The sequence below is a fragment of the Rhodoplanes sp. Z2-YC6860 genome (assembly GCF_001579845.1).
In the GTDB taxonomy this organism is placed as follows: Bacteria; Pseudomonadota; Alphaproteobacteria; order Rhizobiales; family Xanthobacteraceae; genus Z2-YC6860.
Window position 1 is genome coordinate 874,632 of sequence record NZ_CP007440.1, and the last position, 16,270, is coordinate 890,901.

General features: G+C 65.1%; 16 protein-coding genes. 10 read left to right on the forward strand and 6 right to left on the reverse strand.

Annotated features, from left to right (window positions below):
• Window positions 1–25: 25 nt before the first annotated feature.
• The 6 genes from RHPLAN_RS04035 (at window position 26) to RHPLAN_RS04060 (ending at window position 6,986) form a co-directional block, all read left to right on the forward strand.
• Window positions 26–3,442, forward strand: coding sequence for a helicase-related protein (locus tag RHPLAN_RS04035; RefSeq protein ID WP_068014063.1), 3,417 nt, complete (start codon window positions 26–28; stop codon window positions 3,440–3,442).
• Window positions 3,443–3,514: 72 nt separating this feature from the next.
• Window positions 3,515–3,853: an RNA-binding S4 domain-containing protein gene (locus tag RHPLAN_RS04040; protein ID WP_237180043.1), complete on the forward strand. Its 339-nt coding sequence runs from the start codon at window positions 3,515–3,517 to the stop codon at window positions 3,851–3,853.
• 89 nt (window positions 3,854–3,942) lie between these two features.
• Entirely contained in the window at window positions 3,943–4,281 is a 339-nt protein-coding gene (fdxA, locus tag RHPLAN_RS04045) for a ferredoxin FdxA (RefSeq protein WP_068014065.1), read from the forward strand.
• Window positions 4,282–4,732: 451 nt separating this feature from the next.
• Window positions 4,733–5,335 (forward strand): CarD family transcriptional regulator, encoded by a 603-nt coding sequence (locus RHPLAN_RS04050; RefSeq protein WP_068014067.1) that lies wholly within the window; start codon window positions 4,733–4,735, stop codon window positions 5,333–5,335.
• Window positions 5,336–5,500: 165 nt separating this feature from the next.
• Window positions 5,501–6,010, forward strand: a complete 510-nt coding sequence (locus RHPLAN_RS04055; protein WP_068030551.1) for a sugar O-acetyltransferase — start codon at window positions 5,501–5,503, stop codon at window positions 6,008–6,010.
• An 88-nt stretch (window positions 6,011–6,098) separates the two neighbouring features.
• Window positions 6,099–6,986, forward strand: a complete 888-nt coding sequence (locus RHPLAN_RS04060) for an amidohydrolase family protein (RefSeq protein WP_068014069.1) — start codon at window positions 6,099–6,101, stop codon at window positions 6,984–6,986.
• 144 nt (window positions 6,987–7,130) lie between these two features.
• Here RHPLAN_RS04060 and RHPLAN_RS04065 read toward each other — a convergent pair whose 3' ends face one another.
• From RHPLAN_RS04065 to RHPLAN_RS04075, 3 genes are read right to left on the reverse strand one after another with little or no spacing between them, the layout of a single operon-like run.
• A complete protein-coding gene (locus RHPLAN_RS04065; RefSeq protein ID WP_068014071.1) occupies window positions 7,131–8,324 on the reverse strand; it encodes an FAD-dependent monooxygenase in 1,194 nt (397 codons plus the stop codon).
• Window positions 8,325–8,336: 12 nt separating this feature from the next.
• Window positions 8,337–9,308 carry a Bug family tripartite tricarboxylate transporter substrate binding protein gene (locus RHPLAN_RS04070; protein WP_068014077.1) on the reverse strand — a complete coding sequence of 324 codons (972 nt, stop codon included), beginning with the start codon at window positions 9,306–9,308 and terminating at the stop codon, window positions 8,337–8,339.
• A gap of 3 nt (window positions 9,309–9,311) precedes the next feature.
• Window positions 9,312–10,310 carry a Bug family tripartite tricarboxylate transporter substrate binding protein gene (locus RHPLAN_RS04075; protein ID WP_084244267.1) on the reverse strand — a complete coding sequence of 333 codons (999 nt, stop codon included), beginning with the start codon at window positions 10,308–10,310 and terminating at the stop codon, window positions 9,312–9,314.
• Between the two features lie 157 nt (window positions 10,311–10,467).
• On the opposite strand from RHPLAN_RS04075, the gene RHPLAN_RS04080 reads away from it, so the two are divergent.
• Complete coding sequence (locus RHPLAN_RS04080) at window positions 10,468–11,367, forward strand: alpha/beta hydrolase (RefSeq protein WP_068014079.1); 900 nt, start codon at window positions 10,468–10,470, stop codon at window positions 11,365–11,367.
• Window positions 11,368–11,442: 75 nt separating this feature from the next.
• Window positions 11,443–11,679 (forward strand): hypothetical protein, encoded by a 237-nt coding sequence (locus RHPLAN_RS04085; protein WP_068014081.1) that lies wholly within the window; start codon window positions 11,443–11,445, stop codon window positions 11,677–11,679.
• Between the two features lie 22 nt (window positions 11,680–11,701).
• Here the strand turns inward: RHPLAN_RS04085 and RHPLAN_RS04090 are convergent, their stop codons facing one another.
• Window positions 11,702–12,451: a TylF/MycF/NovP-related O-methyltransferase gene (locus RHPLAN_RS04090; RefSeq protein WP_237180044.1), complete on the reverse strand. Its 750-nt coding sequence runs from the start codon at window positions 12,449–12,451 to the stop codon at window positions 11,702–11,704.
• 169 nt (window positions 12,452–12,620) lie between these two features.
• Here RHPLAN_RS04090 and RHPLAN_RS04095 point away from each other — a divergent pair, with 169 nt between their 5' ends.
• Entirely contained in the window at window positions 12,621–13,460 is an 840-nt protein-coding gene (locus tag RHPLAN_RS04095; protein WP_068014082.1) for a glycosyltransferase family protein, read from the forward strand.
• Between the two features lie 5 nt (window positions 13,461–13,465).
• Here RHPLAN_RS04095 and RHPLAN_RS04100 read toward each other — a convergent pair whose 3' ends face one another.
• The gene (locus tag RHPLAN_RS04100) at window positions 13,466–14,428 is read right to left on the reverse strand and encodes a Bug family tripartite tricarboxylate transporter substrate binding protein (protein WP_068014084.1); all 963 of its coding nucleotides are present in this window, start codon (window positions 14,426–14,428) and stop codon (window positions 13,466–13,468) included.
• A 76-nt stretch (window positions 14,429–14,504) separates the two neighbouring features.
• Window positions 14,505–15,551, reverse strand: coding sequence for an aldo/keto reductase (locus tag RHPLAN_RS04105; protein WP_068014089.1), 1,047 nt, complete (start codon window positions 15,549–15,551; stop codon window positions 14,505–14,507).
• 114 nt (window positions 15,552–15,665) lie between these two features.
• On the opposite strand from RHPLAN_RS04105, the gene RHPLAN_RS04110 reads away from it, so the two are divergent.
• Window positions 15,666–16,259, forward strand: coding sequence for a TetR/AcrR family transcriptional regulator (locus RHPLAN_RS04110; protein ID WP_068014092.1), 594 nt, complete (start codon window positions 15,666–15,668; stop codon window positions 16,257–16,259).
• Window positions 16,260–16,270: the final 11 nt, after the last annotated feature.

The following is a 16,270-nucleotide window of genomic DNA, read 5'->3' on the forward strand; positions in this document are numbered from 1 at the left end:
GGGCCACTCCCATCCTGGAAATCTGATGTCGCTTTCGTTCTCGTCGCCTGCCTCCCGCGACGCCCGCGCCCGTGGCGCTGGCGTCACCGCCGTCCTTGGCCCGACCAACACGGGCAAGACCCATCTCGCCATCGAGCGGATGCTGGCGCATTCGTCCGGCCTGATCGGCCTGCCGCTGCGGCTCTTGGCGCGTGAGGTCTACAACAAGGTGGTCGACCGGGTCGGCGCCGAGAACGTCGCGCTCGTCACCGGCGAGGAGAAGATCAAGCCGCGCAACCCGCGATTCTGGGTGTCGACGGTCGAAGCCATGCCGCGCGATCTCGATTGCGCCTTTGTCGCGATCGACGAGATCCAGCTCGGATCGGACTTGGACCGGGGCCACGTCTTCACCGACCGCATGCTCAACCGCCGCGGCCGCGAGGAAACCCTGGTGCTCGGCGCCGCGACCGTGCGGCCGATGGTCGAGCGGCTGCTGCCGGGCGCCAACATCGTGCAGCGCCCCAGGCTTTCGACCCTCATTCATTCGGGGGACCGCAAGATCACCCGGCTGCCGCGGCGAAGCGCAATCGTCGTCTTCTCGGCCGACGAGGTCTACGCCATCGCCGAGCTCATCCGCCGCCAGCGCGGCGGCGCCGCGGTCGTGCTGGGCGCACTGTCGCCGCGCACGCGAAACGCCCAGGTCGAACTCTATCAATCGGGCGATGTCGATTATCTGATCGCCACCGACGCGATCGGCATGGGATTGAACCTCGACGTCGATCACGTGGCCTTCGCATCCGACAGCAAATTCGACGGCTATCAGTTCCGCAGGCTCAATCCTTCCGAAATGGCACAGATCGCGGGCCGGGCCGGTCGTGCGCAGCGCGATGGCACGTTCGGCACCACCGGACGATGTCCGCCATTCGACAACGAACTGGTCCATCAGCTCGAAAGTCACGCTTTCGAGCCGATCAGAGTGCTGCAATGGCGCAACACCGATCTGGATTTTTCAACCATCGGCGCGTTGCAGGCGTCGCTTTCGCTGACACCGACCGAACAAGGTCTGACGCGCGCCCCGGTCGCGGAAGACATTCTGGTGCTCGAACATGCGGCGCGCGATGAAGAAATCCGCGGCATGGCGACCAGCAAGGCCGCAGTCCAGCGTTTGTGGGATGTGTGTCAGGTGCCGGACTACCGTAAAATTGCGCCGGCGTCGCACGCCGAACTTATCGTGACCCTCTATGGTTTCTTGATGCGAGAGGGTAAAATCCCGGCCGACTGGTTCTCCGCGCAAGTGGCACAGGCTGATCGGACCGATGGCGACATCGATACGCTTTCGAATCGAATTGCGCATGTCCGCACCTGGACCTTCGTGGCGAACCGTCCCGACTGGCTTGCCGATCCGGAGCATTGGCAGGCCGTTGCGCGGGGCGTGGAGGACAAGCTCTCGGATGCGTTGCATGAACGTCTCACCGAGCGGTTCGTCGACCGGCGCACCAGTGTGTTGATGCGGCGGTTGCGCGAGAACTCGACATTGGAAACTGAAATTAAAAAGACTGGCGAAGTGGTGGTTGAGGGGCACGAGATCGGGCGCCTCGACGGGTTCACCTTTGTTGCGGATGCATCCGCGGCGGGCTCCGAGGCGAAGGCCTTGCAAGCCGCGGCGCGGAGCGCGCTCTCGGGTGAGATCGATGCGCGGGCGACCAAGCTCACGCATGCGCCGGAGCGCGAATTCGTGCTCGATTCCGACGGCACCGTGCGCTGGATCGGCACGCCGGTCGGCAAGCTTCTGCCGGGCGAGGATGTGCTGCGGCCGCGCTTGCGTGTGATCGCCGACGAGCAGCTCAACGGCGCGTCGCGCGAGGCGGTGCAGACGCGGCTCGAGCTTTGGCTCAAGACCCATATCGAGCGGCTGCTTGGTCCGCTGTTCGCGCTCGCCGCCGCCGAAGACATCACCGGCATTGCCCGTGGCGTGGCCTATCAGCTCATCGAAGCGCTTGGCGTGCTCGAGCGGCAGAAGGTCGCCGAGGAGGTCAAAGGCCTCGATCAGGCCGCACGCGCCCTGCTGCGCAAATACGGCGTCCGCTTCGGCGCCTACCATCTCTATCTGCCGGCGTTGCTCAAGCCCGCGCCGCGCAGCCTCGCGGCGCAACTGTGGCTCCTGAAGAACGGCACGCCCGACGACAAGGGGCTCGCCGAACTGCAGCGGCTTGCGTCGAGCGGCCGCACCTCGATTCCGGTCGACAAGGACACGCCGAAGCCGCTCTACCGCACCATCGGTTATCGGGTGTGCGGCGAGCGCGCGATCCGCGTGGACATCCTGGAGCGGCTCGCCGATCTGATCCGTCCGGCGATGTCCTGGCGCGAAGGCTCGAGCGCGACGCGGCCGCCCGGTGCGTTCAACGGCTATGGCTTTACCGTTACCGGCGCGATGACGTCGCTCACCGGCGCGTCGGGCGAGGACTTCGCTTCGATCCTGCGCTCGCTCGGCTACCGCATGGAGAGGCGGCCGAAACCGCCGGAGGCTGAGAAGCCGGCTGAGGCCGAGAAGCAAGCGGATGCGGCCGCCGCTGCGACCGAAGCTGCGGCTTCCACGGAAACGGCCGCCGTACATGACGACGTGATGGCCGATGGCGAGATGCCGGAGGTCGAGCACGCGGAGCACAGCGAGCACGAAGCGGCCGAGCCCGCGTCAGACGAAGCCGATGCGCCCGTTGAGGCCGCGGCCGAAGCCCCTGCCGAGGCTGAGAAACATGTTGAGGCTGAGCCGGCGGCTGCTGAAGCCGTCGCCGCTGAGCCGGTTGCTGCAGAACCTGTTGCTGCTGAACCTGTCGCCGCAGAGACTGCGACCGAAGTTGTCGCTGCTGAAGCCGCGCCGGCCGAGGCCGCTACGACCGAAACTGCAACTCCTGCTGAAGCCGCTGCGCCTGCTGCACCTGCCGAGCCCGAGATGATCGAGGTGTGGCGGCCGGGCCGTCCGCTCGGCGAACGGCGGCCCCGCGACAACGAAGGCCGCAACCGCCGCCCCAGGCATCGCGGTCACAAACCGGGCCAGGCGGCAGCACAGCCGGCCGGCGACGGCGCTGCTGCTGCGGCGGCGCCCGACCAGGCCGCAGCATCCACCGACGCGACGCCTGCGGGCGAGAACGGCCGAGAGCATCATCAAGGCCGCCGCAAGTTTCATGGCCGCGATCGGGAGCAGGGCGAGCGTCGCGATGGCCAGGCGGAGCGTCACGGCAAGCGTGACGACAATCGCAAGGGCCGTCCCGAGCGTCGCGACCGCGAGGATGGCGGTGGTCGTCCGCCGCGGCGGGATCGCGATCGACGCGACCGTGATGACAACCGGCCGTCGCGCACCTGGAGTTCCAGCGAGCAGAAGCGCGGCGGCAAGGAACCCGATCCGAATTCGCCGTTTGCCAAGCTGCTCGCTCTGAAGGAGCAGCTCGAAGGCAACAAACGCTGAGCTTGATGCTCAGCCGAGGTGGTCGCGCCGTTGGACCGTCAGCGGGTCGATAAATGGCTCTGGCATGCTCGCGTGGTGCGCACCCGCTCTGCGGCCGCCGCGCTGGTGGATGGCGGCCTGGTCCGCATCAACAGCGAGCGTGTGGAACAGGTGAGCCGCCTGGTGCGGCCCGGTGACGTTCTCACCATTGCGTTGGACCGCAACGTTCGCATCTTGAAGGTGGCGGGCTTTGCCGAGCGCCGCGGCTCGGCCACGCTCGCCCGGGTCCTTTTTGAGGATCTGACTCCTGCCGTGGTTCCAACGCCCTCGGACCCGCCGTCCGCGATTCGCGAGGAGGGCGCCGGCCGTCCCACCAAGCGGGAGCGCCGAGACATCGACCGGCTGCTCGGCCGCGACGATTTCGGCGATTAACACCATTGCGGACAAGAGTTTTATGGCCGCAATCGCTTGCGGACCGGCGGTCCATGCGGTACGGACCGAGCCACGTTTGGAGCGGTGGTATGACCTACGTCGTCAACGATAACTGTATCAAGTGCAAGTACACGGACTGTGTCGAAGTCTGCCCGGTCGATTGCTTCTATGAAGGCGAGAACATGCTCGTCATTCATCCGGACGAATGCATCGATTGCGGCGTCTGCGAGCCCGAATGCCCGGCCGAGGCGATCAAGCCCGACACCGAACCCGGCCTCGAGAAGTGGCTGGGGCTGAACGCCGAATACGCCAAGACCTGGCCGAACATCACGGTGAAGAAGGAAGCGCCTGCCGACGCCAAGGATTGGGAAGGCGTGGCCGGCAAGTTCGAGAAATTCTTCTCTGCGGAACCGGGCCAGGGTGACTGATCCGTATTCTGGGTTGCAGCAAGACGGCATTTTAAGGCCTGCCGTCGTTAACCAATTTTAACGCCGCGATTGCTGGAAAATCGCGATTGTTGCCTTTTTGCAGTGCAACAACGCTTTGATTCTGACCGAAAATGTGTTATGCACATGACAACATGGATTTTGGCTCGAGGCTCCCGGTGGGAGCATTATTTTTCGGGTGTGGATCCCCATATAAACCCGAATAGGGGCGTGCCGTACGCACGCATAAGCTGTGGCAGGGAAGATGCGTCAGAAGTCCAAGAAGGGTGCGTCCGGCTCTAACAGCCGCCGTACCAAGAAATCATCCGCAGGCGCAGCCCGGCGGACATCGCAGGTTGCACGTGGCACGACGACCCCCCGCCGCGCGGCAGCCCCCGTGACCAAGACAGCAGCCGCCGGCCGCAAGCCGGTTGAGCAAGGAGCAGTTCCTGGAATGACAGCCGCCAAAAAGACCACCCAACGGCAGGGCTTCAAGACCAACGAATACATCGTCTATCCGGCGCATGGCGTTGGTCAGATCATGGCAATCGAGGAACAGGAGGTTGCGGGCGCGAAGCTCGAGCTGTTCGTCATCAATTTCGTCAAGGACAAGATGACGCTCCGGGTTCCGACGGCCAAGGTGGCCGCGGTCGGCATGCGCAAGCTCGCCGAAGGCGGTCTGGTCAAGCGCGCTCTTGAGACCCTCAAGGGCCGGGCCCGGATCAAGCGCACCATGTGGTCGCGCCGCGCCCAGGAGTACGAAGCCAAGATCAATTCGGGCGATATCGTCGCCATCGCCGAGGTCGTTCGCGACCTGTTCCGGTCGGAATCGCAGCCCGAGCAGTCCTACAGCGAGCGGCAGCTCTACGAAGCCGCGCTCGACCGGCTGTCGCGCGAGATCGCCGCGGTTCAGCACGTGACCGAGACCGAGGCCGTGAAGGAGATCGAGGGCGCGCTCGCCAAGGGCCCTCGCCGCGGTCCGAAGCCTGCCGGCGAAGCCGAGGCCAGCGATGCCGACGCCACCGCCGAAGAGGCGGTCGAGGAAGAAGCCGCGTAAGCTTCGACTTCGCAGCAAGAATCGAGAAAGGCCCGGTCGCAAGACCGGGCCTTTTGCTTTTTTGCGGCTTCTGGAGCCAAACCCCACTGTCGCCGCATCGAAGAGCGAGGGTGAGGAAAGGACTGCGAGGACCATCACGACGTGAACCGCTCCGAACACGACAAAATGCTGGCCGGCGAGCTCTATCGACCGAACGATCCGGAGATCCAGGCTGCACTCGCCGCAACGGCGCATTGGCTCGCGCGCTACAACGTCTCGCTCCCGCCGGACCGGCCGGCGCTCCTGCGGGAGCGGCTCGCGAGCGTCGGGCAGGGGGCTCAAATCCGTCCGCCGTTCTTTTGCGATTACGGCACCAACATCCGGCTCGGCAGCGGCGTGTTCCTCAACTTCAACTGCGTCATCCTCGACGTGGTCGAAGTGACGATCGGCGATGACACGCAGATCGGTCCGGCGGTGCAGATTTATGCCGCCGATCATCCACGCGACCCGGAGCAGCGCAGGTCGGGACTTGAGCTGGGCCGCCCTGTCCGTATCGGCCGCAACGTCTGGATCGGGGGCGGCGCGATCATCCTTCCCGGCATCACGGTGGGCGACGATGCGGTGATCGGCGCTGGCAGCGTCGTCACCAAGAACGTTGCAGCCGGCGCTATCGTGAAAGGCAACCCGGCGCGGTAGCTGGTGGCATGCACGGGGTGCCGACCTCATGGACCACGGCTTCGGATAGACTCCTTCGCAGCGCCGCGGCGCTCGGGAGGAAAACAAAATGAACGACGCCCTGTCCGGTCCGCCGATGTGCGCGGGGCCGCACCTCGACATCCGCAAGCCGAAGCTCAAGCTCCCGCCGAAGGCCGCCGACTGCCACTGCCATGTGTTCGGTCCGCGCGACCGCTACCCGTGGGCCGCGAACCGCCTCTACACGCCGCCGCAGGTTACGCTCGACCATTATCTCGCGATGCTCGACACCGTGGGTTTCGAGCGCGGCGTCATGGTGCAGACCGGGCTCTACGGCAACGACAACCGTTTCATCGTTGACGCCATCAAGGCGCATCCCAAGCGGTTGCGCGCCATAGCGTTGATCGGCGAGAGCATCACCGACCGAGAACTGGAGGATCTGGCGCGCGCGGGCGTGCGCGGCTTCCGCGTCAATCGCACCGCCAAGACCGGGCTCGCCTTCGATGTCGCGCGCAAGCTTGCCGAGCGCGTGAAGGGTTACGGCATGCACGTGCAGTTCCTGCTCGACATCGAGGATCATCCCGACATCGACACGTTCCTCGGCAGCTTCGCGACCGAGGTGGTGATCGACCATATGGGCCGGCCCGATCCGAAGCAGGGCGTCAACGCGCCGGGCTTCCGGGCGCTCATTCGCCTGCTCAAGTCCGGCCGCGGCTGGGCCAAGATGTCGGCGCCGTATCGCACGTCGTTGCAGCAGCCTCCTTACGACGACATCACGCCGTTCGCCCATGCATTGGTTGCCGCAGCGCCCGACCGCCTGGTCTGGGGCTCGGACTGGCCGCATGTGCTGCTGGAGACGACGATGCCGAACGACGGCGATTTGGTGGATCAGATTGCGGTCTGGGTGCCGGACGAGGCGACGCGCAAGCGCATCCTGGTCGACAACGCCGAACGGCTTTACGGATTCGAGCGGGCGTAGCGTTTTCTATAAAAGCCGCCAGGCTCACAGCCGTCATTCCGGGGCGCGCCGAAGGCGCGAACCCGGAATCCAGAAACGAGAGTGGAGTTTGCATCTGGATTCCGGGTTCACTCGCTGCGCTCGCGCCCCGGAATGACGGCGGAGCTAAACCGCCACCGCCGTCGCGTCATATGCGTACAGCCACTCCATCCGCTCGCGCACGCGCTCCTGCTGCCATTCGCGCGCCACTTCGACCGCCACCGCATTGGGGTCGCCCAGGGCCGGGCTGAAGGCCGAGCGGCGGTTTTCGTGCGACTTTCGCACCACGGCGGCGGTGCGCTCGCGCCGCTCGCTCTCGTAATGCGCGAACGCGGCTTCCGGATTGTCGAAATATTTGGCGATGCACTCGGCGACGATATAGCCGTCTTCGATCGCCATCACACCGCCCTGGCCGAGGAACGGCAGCGTCGGATGGCAGGCGTCGCCGAGGAGCGTGACACGGCCCTGGCTCCAGCGCGGCATCGCGTCACGCACCATCATGGCCCATTTGTAGGGCGTCTCGATGCGCCGGATGATCTCGTGCACATCCGTGTGCCAGCCGCGGAAGTCGTTGGCGAGTTCGTCCTTGGTGCCCTGCGTCACCCAAGATTCGATCTGCCAATCGTCGCGCTCGACGAAGCTGATGAAGTTCATGATCTCGCCGCGCCGCACCGGATAGTGCAGCACATGGCCGTGCGGGCCGAGCCAGTTGACGCCCTGCATCTGCTGCAGATGCGGCGGCAATTCCTTCATCGGCACAAGCCCGCGCCAGGCCACCGCGCCGGTGAAGACGGGCTTGTCGGCGCCGAACATCGCGGCGCGCGCTTTCGAGTGGATGCCATCGGCGCCAATCGCGTAGGCGGCCTGCATGGCGCCGCCGTCGTCGAATTGCACCACGGCGTTTTCGCCGGACGTGGCCACTGAGGCGCAGCGCCGGTTCAGCTTCACGGCGTCCGGCTTGATCGCCTTCACGGCGTCGGCCAGGAGTGCGTGCAGATCGCCCCGATGCAGCATGACGTGCGGCGTGCCGTAGCGCTGCGCCGTCACCGCGCCGAGATCGAACCAGTTCCAGGTCTCTCCGCTGCTCCAATGCCGGATCACGCGGCGGGACGGCAGCACCTGCACGCGCTTCAGCGCGTCTTCGAGGCCGAGCGCGTAGAGCACGCGGGTTCCGTTCGAGCTGATCTGGATGCCGGCGCCAACCTCCTTCAATTCGGGCGCCTGCTCGTAGATGTCCACGTCGATGCCGCGCTTGAGCAGCGACAGCGCCGCGGCCAGTCCCCCGATGCCGGCGCCGACGATGATGATTTTCTTCTCCACGCGATCCTCCAGCTACTGCGCCTTGACGCCTGTCTGTTTCACGATCTCGGTCCAGCGCGGCGTTTCTTCGGCGATGAATTTGGCGAAATCCTGCGGCGAGCCGATCTTGGCGTCAAAGCCGAGCTTGTTCATGGCAGCCTTCGTCTCGTCGGAGGCGAGCGTCTCGTTGATCGCAGCGTTGAGCTTGCCGATCACATCTTGTGGGGTACCGGCGGGCGCCAGCGCGCCGGCCCAGAACTCCAGCGTCAGCGACGACAGGCCCACCTCGCGCGCGGTCGGCACGTCCGGCAGATCGGCGACGCGCGCGGGACTCGTGATCATCAGCGCCCGCATCTTGCCCTCGCGAATGAGCGGCAGGCTCGTCGACGGAGTCGGATTCAGCACCTGGATGCGTCCGCCGAGAAAGTCAGGCAGGGCGGCGGCGCCGCCTTTGTAGGGCACGATCAGCATGTCGGCGGTGCTGAGCTGCTTGAAACGCTCCGCCACCAGCATCGCCGCCGTGCCCTGGGTCGCGGCGAAGTTCACCGTGCCGGGATGCGCCTTGGTGTAGGCCACGAACTCCGGCAAGGTCTTCACCTGCAGCGTTGGTGAGACCGTGATCAACCAGGACGTCGTGTTGGTGCTGGCGACCGGCGTGAACTCCTTGAACGGGTCGTAAGCCTGCCCCTTCATCGCCGGATCGATGATCAGCGCCGAACTGATGAAAAGCAGCGTATAGCCGTCCGGCTCCGCAGAGGCCGCGGCCTTCGTACCGATCGCGGTGCCGCCGCCCGGCTTGTTGTCGATGACGATCGCCTGCCCGAGCCGCGTCTGGAGGTGCTGCGTGAGCAGCCGCGCCATCACGTCGTTGGGCGAGCCTGCCGTGTATGGCACGACGAGCTTGATCACCCGCGACGGATAGTTGTCCGCGCGCGCCGTTTGCACGCATCCGCTGGCAATCGCAAACGCCGCGAGGGCCGCTGCGACTTGCCGGCGGGCGAGCATCGGTCAGTTCTTCGGCTTGAAGTTGATCGCCTTGACCACCGCAGCGATGTTCCTTCGCTGCTCGTCGATGGATTCGGCGAACTCCTTCGGACCGCCCACGTTGATCGTCTGTGCGGTGGATTTGAGCCGGTCGGCGATGCTGCCATCGGCGGCCGCCGCCCTGAAGTCGGCGGCGATTTTCTCCTTCAGCTCTTCCGACATGGTCTTGAGCCCGAACAGGCCGACGAGACCTTCCACTTCGAGCGACGGATAGCCGCTCTCCCGCGCGGTCGGGAGGTCCGGAAACGCCGGCGCGCGAGTCTTGTTGTTGACGATCAGCGGCCGGATTCGGCCGGCCAGGATCTGCGGCTGCACGATCGCATAGGACGACATCACCACCTGGATGCGGTCTTCGCCGAGATCGGTCGGCGCCACGTTGATGTCGCGGTAGGGCACTTGAGGGATGTCGAGCTTCTGTTCGTTGGTGTAGCCCCAGAAAGTGAATTCGGTGATGCCCTGCACCAGGCCGGCATTGAATTTGCCGGGCGCCTTGCGCGCTGCTTCGGTGAAGTCCTTCATGGTCTTGTAGGGAGCATCCTGCTTCACGGCGAGCGCCAGAATGGTGTTGGAGGCGCGCGCGATCGGAATGAGGTCGGCCGGATTGTAGGACAGCTTGCTGTAGTTGAACGGATGCACGGTGAAATTGCCGGCCGGTCCGAACAGCAGCACGTGGTCGTCGTTCGCGGACAGGAAGGCCTGGATGGCGACGATGCTGTCGCCGCCCGGTCGGTTCTCGACCACGACCGCTTGGCCCCACCTCTGCGAAAGCTTGTCGGCGAACAGCCGCGCGCCGATGTCGGCGCCGGCGCCCGGACCGAACGGCACGATGAACTTCACGGGCCGCGTCGGCCAGCTCTGTGCCTGCGCGGGCGCTTGCGCGAACAACGCCCCGGCGGCGACGACCGCGGCGAGCACAGACCTGATCAGCCACCCACTCAAGTTGGATTTGGTCACGTAAGACATCGGCGTTTCTCCCCACTGGCTTTTTGCCAATTGACGGAAACGCTAAGCATTTTTGCTGTGGAAGACAACGATTCTGCATGCACCGGCATGCGCGGGTTGTCGCGGTGGGCCATTTGCGCGACAATGATGTTTCACCCCGACACAGCGAGCGCTCATCATGGATGCGAAAACCGCCGAAGCCCGGACCCACGAGTTCGATGCGCAGGATGTCGAATACATTCGCCACGGCGACAAGCCGCTCTTGGCCAAGGTCTACAAGCCGCGCGGCGATGGGCCGTTTCCCGCGCTGGTCGATCTGCATGGCGGCGCCTGGTGCATCGCCGACCGCAACACCGACAAGGTGCGTCACGAGTTCCTCGCGAGTCACGGCTGCACCGTGGTCTCGATCGACTTTCGCATGGCGAAAGAGGGCGCCTATCCGATCGCGCTGCAGGACATCAATTACGCGGTGCGCTGGACCAAGCTTCACGCCAAGGAGCTGAAGACGAGGCCCGATCTCGTCGGCATCTCCGGCCAATCGAGCGGCGGGCACCTGGCGATGCTGGCCGCGATGCGGCCGCGCGATCCGCGCTACACGGCGATCCCGCTGCCGGCGGGCTCTCCCGCGCTCGATGCCACGGTGAAGTTCGCCGTGCTGTCATGGCCGGTGATCAATCCGCTGAGCCGCTATCGCCATGCCAAGCGGAACGCGGCGCTGCCCACTCCGCCGGAGTGGCCCAAGGGCATCATCGACAAGCATCATCAGTTCTGGGGCACCGAGGACAACATGGCCGAGGGCAACCCGATGCTGATGCTGGAGCGAGGCGAAAAAGCCGAGATGCCGCCGGCGATCTGGCACCAGGGCCGCGGCGATATCCTGCACGACTACAAGGACGAGGACTCGAGTTCGCCCGACACCGAAGCGCCGCGCTTCTGCAAGAACTACAAGAAGGCCGGTGGCGACATCGAGCTGTGTTATTTCGACAGCGACCGGAAGCCCGGCCATTCGCCGGACCTCACGAAGATCGGCGACACGTTCCAGCGCATGCTGGCGTTCATCGAAAAGCACGGGAAGTAAGCCGCTTGCTCAGCTTACCTCTCCCCGCTTGCGGGCAGAGGGGGTGCATCGCCACCGTTGCGGTAGAATCGTCAAATGAAGAAACTTCTATTCTGTGTGTCCGCTATTCTGCTCTTCACAGTAACAGCCCGCGCCGAACCGGTTCGCTGCAGCAACGAGCTCAAGGCCTGCATCGCCGCCTGCGGCTCGCTTCCAGCCGGCCAGCGCTCGTCGCCGTGCATCACCGCCTGCCAGATGCGAATGAACTCATGCCGGCAGAACGGCTGCTGGGACAACGGCGCGTCGCGTTATTGCGGGCTGCTGCGGCAGTAGCCGCTGGGCAGCGTCGGCGAGACTACCGGTTCCGGCGCCAGTAAACGCCCATGCCGTCGATCGGCAGAATCACCTCGGTGATCCCGTGCTTGGCACGGAATTCGTTGATCGCCTGGGCGCAGGGCGGCAGGAAATAGTCGTCAACGATCAGGAAGCCGCCGGGCGACAGTTTGCCATAGAGCGCATCCATCGCCTGGATGGTCGATTCGTACATGTCGCCGTCGACGCGGAGCACCGCGAGCTTCTCGATCGGCGCGACATGCAGCGTGTCCTTGAACCAGCCTTCGAGAAACATCACGCGCTCGTCGAGCAGCTGGTAGCTTCGGAAATTGTCCTCGACGTCCTGGCGTGACACCGCAAGCTGCTTGTGGGTGTGGTGCGTGTCGCCCTTGTCGGCTGCATATTTATCGGCGTCGGGCTCGGGCAATCCCATGAAGCTGTCGGCGACGAACACGCGGCGCTCGCGCTCGCCATAGGCTTCGATGATGCCCTTCATGAAGATGCAGGCGCCGCCGCGCCAGACGCCGGTCTCTATGAAGTCGCCCGGGATGCCGTCCAGGATCACGGTCTCGCAGGCGTTGCGCAGATTGCCCATGCGCGCGGTGCCGATCATGGTCTGCGCCAGCGCCGGCCAGTCACGGCCGAGCGCGCGGAGCAGTGGATTGTGGGTGGGACCGGCCCAAGGGTCCTGAGGAGGATCTTTGTAGAGCGTTCCGACCAGAGATGCTTCGAGCAGATTGAGGTACTTATTGATCAGCCGCATCTCATTCATGATCTTGGATCTGCTCGTGTTCTTTCGCTGGGCCGGTGCGCGTACTCCTGCTCACAATATTTCGTCGCCGAATCAGTGATAACATTTTACACGGATGCGGAGAAGCCGAGCGGTCTTCGCACGCGTTGTCGCGTCCCCTCACGCATCGAATATTCAAGGCTTTCGGCACATGAGCCGTTACTCGATATGGGTCGTGTCGCCGCCGAACTACATTCACAGTCAGGCCTTCGACGAAGTTGCGCTCGGTTTGAACGCCGCGTTCGGTGCGTTGGGCCTCGAATGCGAGATCGTCCGGGAACCGTCGCGGCTCGGCGACGTCACCATCGTGCTCGGCGGCAACCTGCTCTCGGCCGTGCCGGTGCCGCAAGGCAAGCGGCTGATCCTGTTCAATCTCGAACAGATCACGCCGGGCTCGCCGTGGCTGACCGATGCTTATCTCGCGCTGCTGCGCCGCTATCCGGTGTGGGACTACAGCGAGGGCAACATCGCCGAGCTCGCGCGCATGGGCATTGCGGCCACGCATTGCGGGATCGGCTATGTGCCGGAACTGACCCGCATTGCGCCCGCGCCGGAGGATATCGACGTGCTGTTCGTCGGCTCGGTGAACGACCGGCGGCTCGCGGTGCTGAAGCAGCTCGCCGCGCAGGGCGTCAACGTCGAGGCGCGGTTCAACGTCTACGGCGCGGAGCGCGACGCGTTCCTGGCGCGCAGCAAGATCATGCTCAACGTGCACTTCTACGACTCGCGGCTGTTCGAGATCGTCCGGGTCTCTTATCTGCTCGCCAACAGCAAATGTGTGGTGTCGGAGACCGGCGCCGACCGGGCGATCGAGCAGCAGTTCGAGCCCGGCATTGCATTTGCGCCGTACGAAAAGCTTGCCGAGACTTGCATCGCGTTGCTGCGAAATCCAAACGCGCGCCGTGAAACGGCCCAGGCGGGGTTCGCGCGCATCAAAGCCATGCCGCAGAGCGAATATCTGCGCCGGGCGCTTTCGAGCGTGCAGCCGTAAATCCGCTATTTCGGCTTTGTGGCGACGGCTTCCGCAACCGCGGCGACTTTCGCGCGCTGCTCTTCGATCGCGGCCGCGAATTCCGCGGCGTTGCCCGGCCGCATCGTCGAGCCGGTGGGCTTCAGCCGCTCGGCCACCGCAGGATCGTTTGCGATCTCACGCACGTCCGCGGCGATCCGCGCTTTCAGGCTCTCCGGCATGCCGCGCCAACCATAGATGCCGTTGACGCCGTTGAAGCTCAGCTCGGGGAAGCCGGCTTCGGCCGGCGTGGGAACTTCAGGGGCAAGCGGCGAGCGCGCACTGTTCGTCACCATCAGGAATTTGCCACGGCCCGATTGCACCTGCGGCAGCAACAGCGTGATGCCGGTGGCGAGAAGCTGCACGCGGCCGGTGGCAAAATCCTGAAACGCCGGGCTGAAGTCGCGATAGGCGATCTGCGTGATGTCGATGCCGGCGGACTTCTGCAGCGCCGCCACCACGTAGAGCGGCAGGCCGGTGGTCGCCGCCCAGTTGAGCTGGCCGGGCCGCTCCTTCGCCGCTTTGACGAAATCAGCGAGCGTGCCGAGCTTCAGCGTGTCCGACACGGTCAGCGCCAGTGTGGAATCGATGGCGCTCGCCACCGGCACCACGTCGCGCACGTCATAAGGCAGCTTGTCGCCGTGAATGAGCGGGTTGATTGAGAGCAGCCCCGCGAAGGCGAACATCAGCGAGTGATTGTCGCGATCGGAGAGGAACGACTGCACGGCCAGGATGCCGTCGGCGCCCTGCCGGTTCTCGACCACGACCGGCTGGCCCCATTTCGCCGACAGCCGCTCGGCAAACACGCGGGCAGAGGCATCCATGCCGCTGCCGGGCCCGAGCGGCGTGATCAGCCGCACGGTGTGCTGCGGCCAGACTGGCGATTGCGCCGATGCCGTCGCGGGCGCGAGCAAGATCGCCAAGCCGCAAATGAGCCACGGCACCCGCATGACATCCTCCCGCCGGCACATCGGCCGGCGGGAAAACTATAGCAGAGCGCGCCTGGCTCAAGAGTGGTTGGCGCGCTTACGCGATCGGCAGCGCCGGATGGTCGAACTCGTCGAGCTTGCCGCCCGTCATGCGCTGCTGCAGTTCGCGGCCACTGAGCATCCCGTGCGGGAAGGCGAGGGCGGGTGCGCTGGCCTTGTCGAGCCGCGCGATCTGCTCCGCCGTCAGCTTGAGGTCGGCCGCGCCGAGGTTGTCTTCGAGTTGTTCGAGGCTGCGTGGCCCGATGATCGGCAGGGAGCCTTTCGTAGCGACCCAGGCGACGGCGACCTGGCTCGGCGTCGCGCCGATGTCTTTCGCAACGGCCAGCAATTCATCGAGCACGGCCGTGCGTTGCGCGTTGTTCTCGGCCTGGAACACCCGGCCGCCAAGGCCTTCGGCCCGCCCCTGTTCGCCGCGCCGGTACTTGCCGGTGAGCATGCCGCCGCCGAGCGGCGACCAAGCGACAATACCAAGCCCCAGCGCCTGGCCCATCGGCAGCAGGTCCTGCTCGGTGCTGCGCTCGACCAGGCTGTGCTCGACCTGAAGGCCCGCGATCGGCGCGGAGCCGCGCAGCTCGGCGATCGTTGCGGCGCGCGCGACGCGCCAGGCCGGAAAGTCCGACAGTCCCGCATAGAGCACCTTGCCGGAGCGCACCAGATTGTCGAAGCCGCGCACGATCTCCTCGGCAGGCGTGACGCCATCGGGGAAATGCACCCAGTAGAGGTCGATGTGGTCGGTCTTCAGCCGCTTCAGGCTCGCCTCGACCGAAATGCTCATTGCCTTGCGGCTGTTGCCGGTGACCAAGATGCCGCCTTTGGGCGTGGGACTCTGCGTGAACTTCGTCGCCAGCACGAAATCGTCGCGGCGGCCTTGCAGGTACTCGCCGAGCAGCTCTTCGGATTCGCCGAACTGATAGGCGTCCGACGTGTCGATGAAATTGCCGCCGGCCTCGGCGTAGCGGTCGAAAATGCGCCGCCCCTCGTCGGGCTTCGCACCATGGCCCCAGCGGGTGCCGAAGTTGCCGGCCCCCAGCACCAGTTCCGAAACCCGCAGGCCGGTGTGCCGGCCGAACACCTTGTAACGCATTGGGAAACTCCTCACGAAGCCGCGTGTTTTTAAATGATGATCATCATCATTGTTGATTTTATATGTCGATCATCATATAACGGTCAAGCCTGGACGATTTTGGGAGCGCTTCACATGAAGGTGAGCCGCGAGGAGGCCGAGGCCAATCGCGAGCGGATCATCGAGGCGGCCAGCCGGTTATTCCGGGAAAAGGGCCTCGACGGCATCGGCGTCGCCGATCTGATGAAGGGCGCAGGCCTGACGCATGGCGGCTTCTACGGGCATTTCAAATCGAAGGACGATCTCGCGGCGCAGGCCGCAGGACGCGCGCTCCAACGCAGCAACGCGAAGTGGGTCGACCTGATCGAGAAATCCAAGGGCGATTCGTTCGCCTTGGTGGCGAAGGGCTATCTGTCGGAAGAGCATCGAGACAAGCTCGGCAGCGGTTGCGCATTCGCGGCGCTTGGCGCCGATGCCGCGCGGCAGGGCCGCTCGTTTCGCCAGGCGTTCACGGATGGTCTCAATGCGGCGATCGGCATCCTCGCCGGCATCGTGTCCGGGCGTTCCAAGGCCGACAAACGCAAGCACGCCCTCGCCGCCATGTCGCAGATGGTGGGAGCATTGGTGCTGTCGCGCGCGGTCGACGATCGCGATCTCTCCGGCGAAATTCTGCGTGCCGCGCTCGACGATATTATTGGACGGAACGCCACGGGATCGGACGTCCGATAGGCTTCGGGATT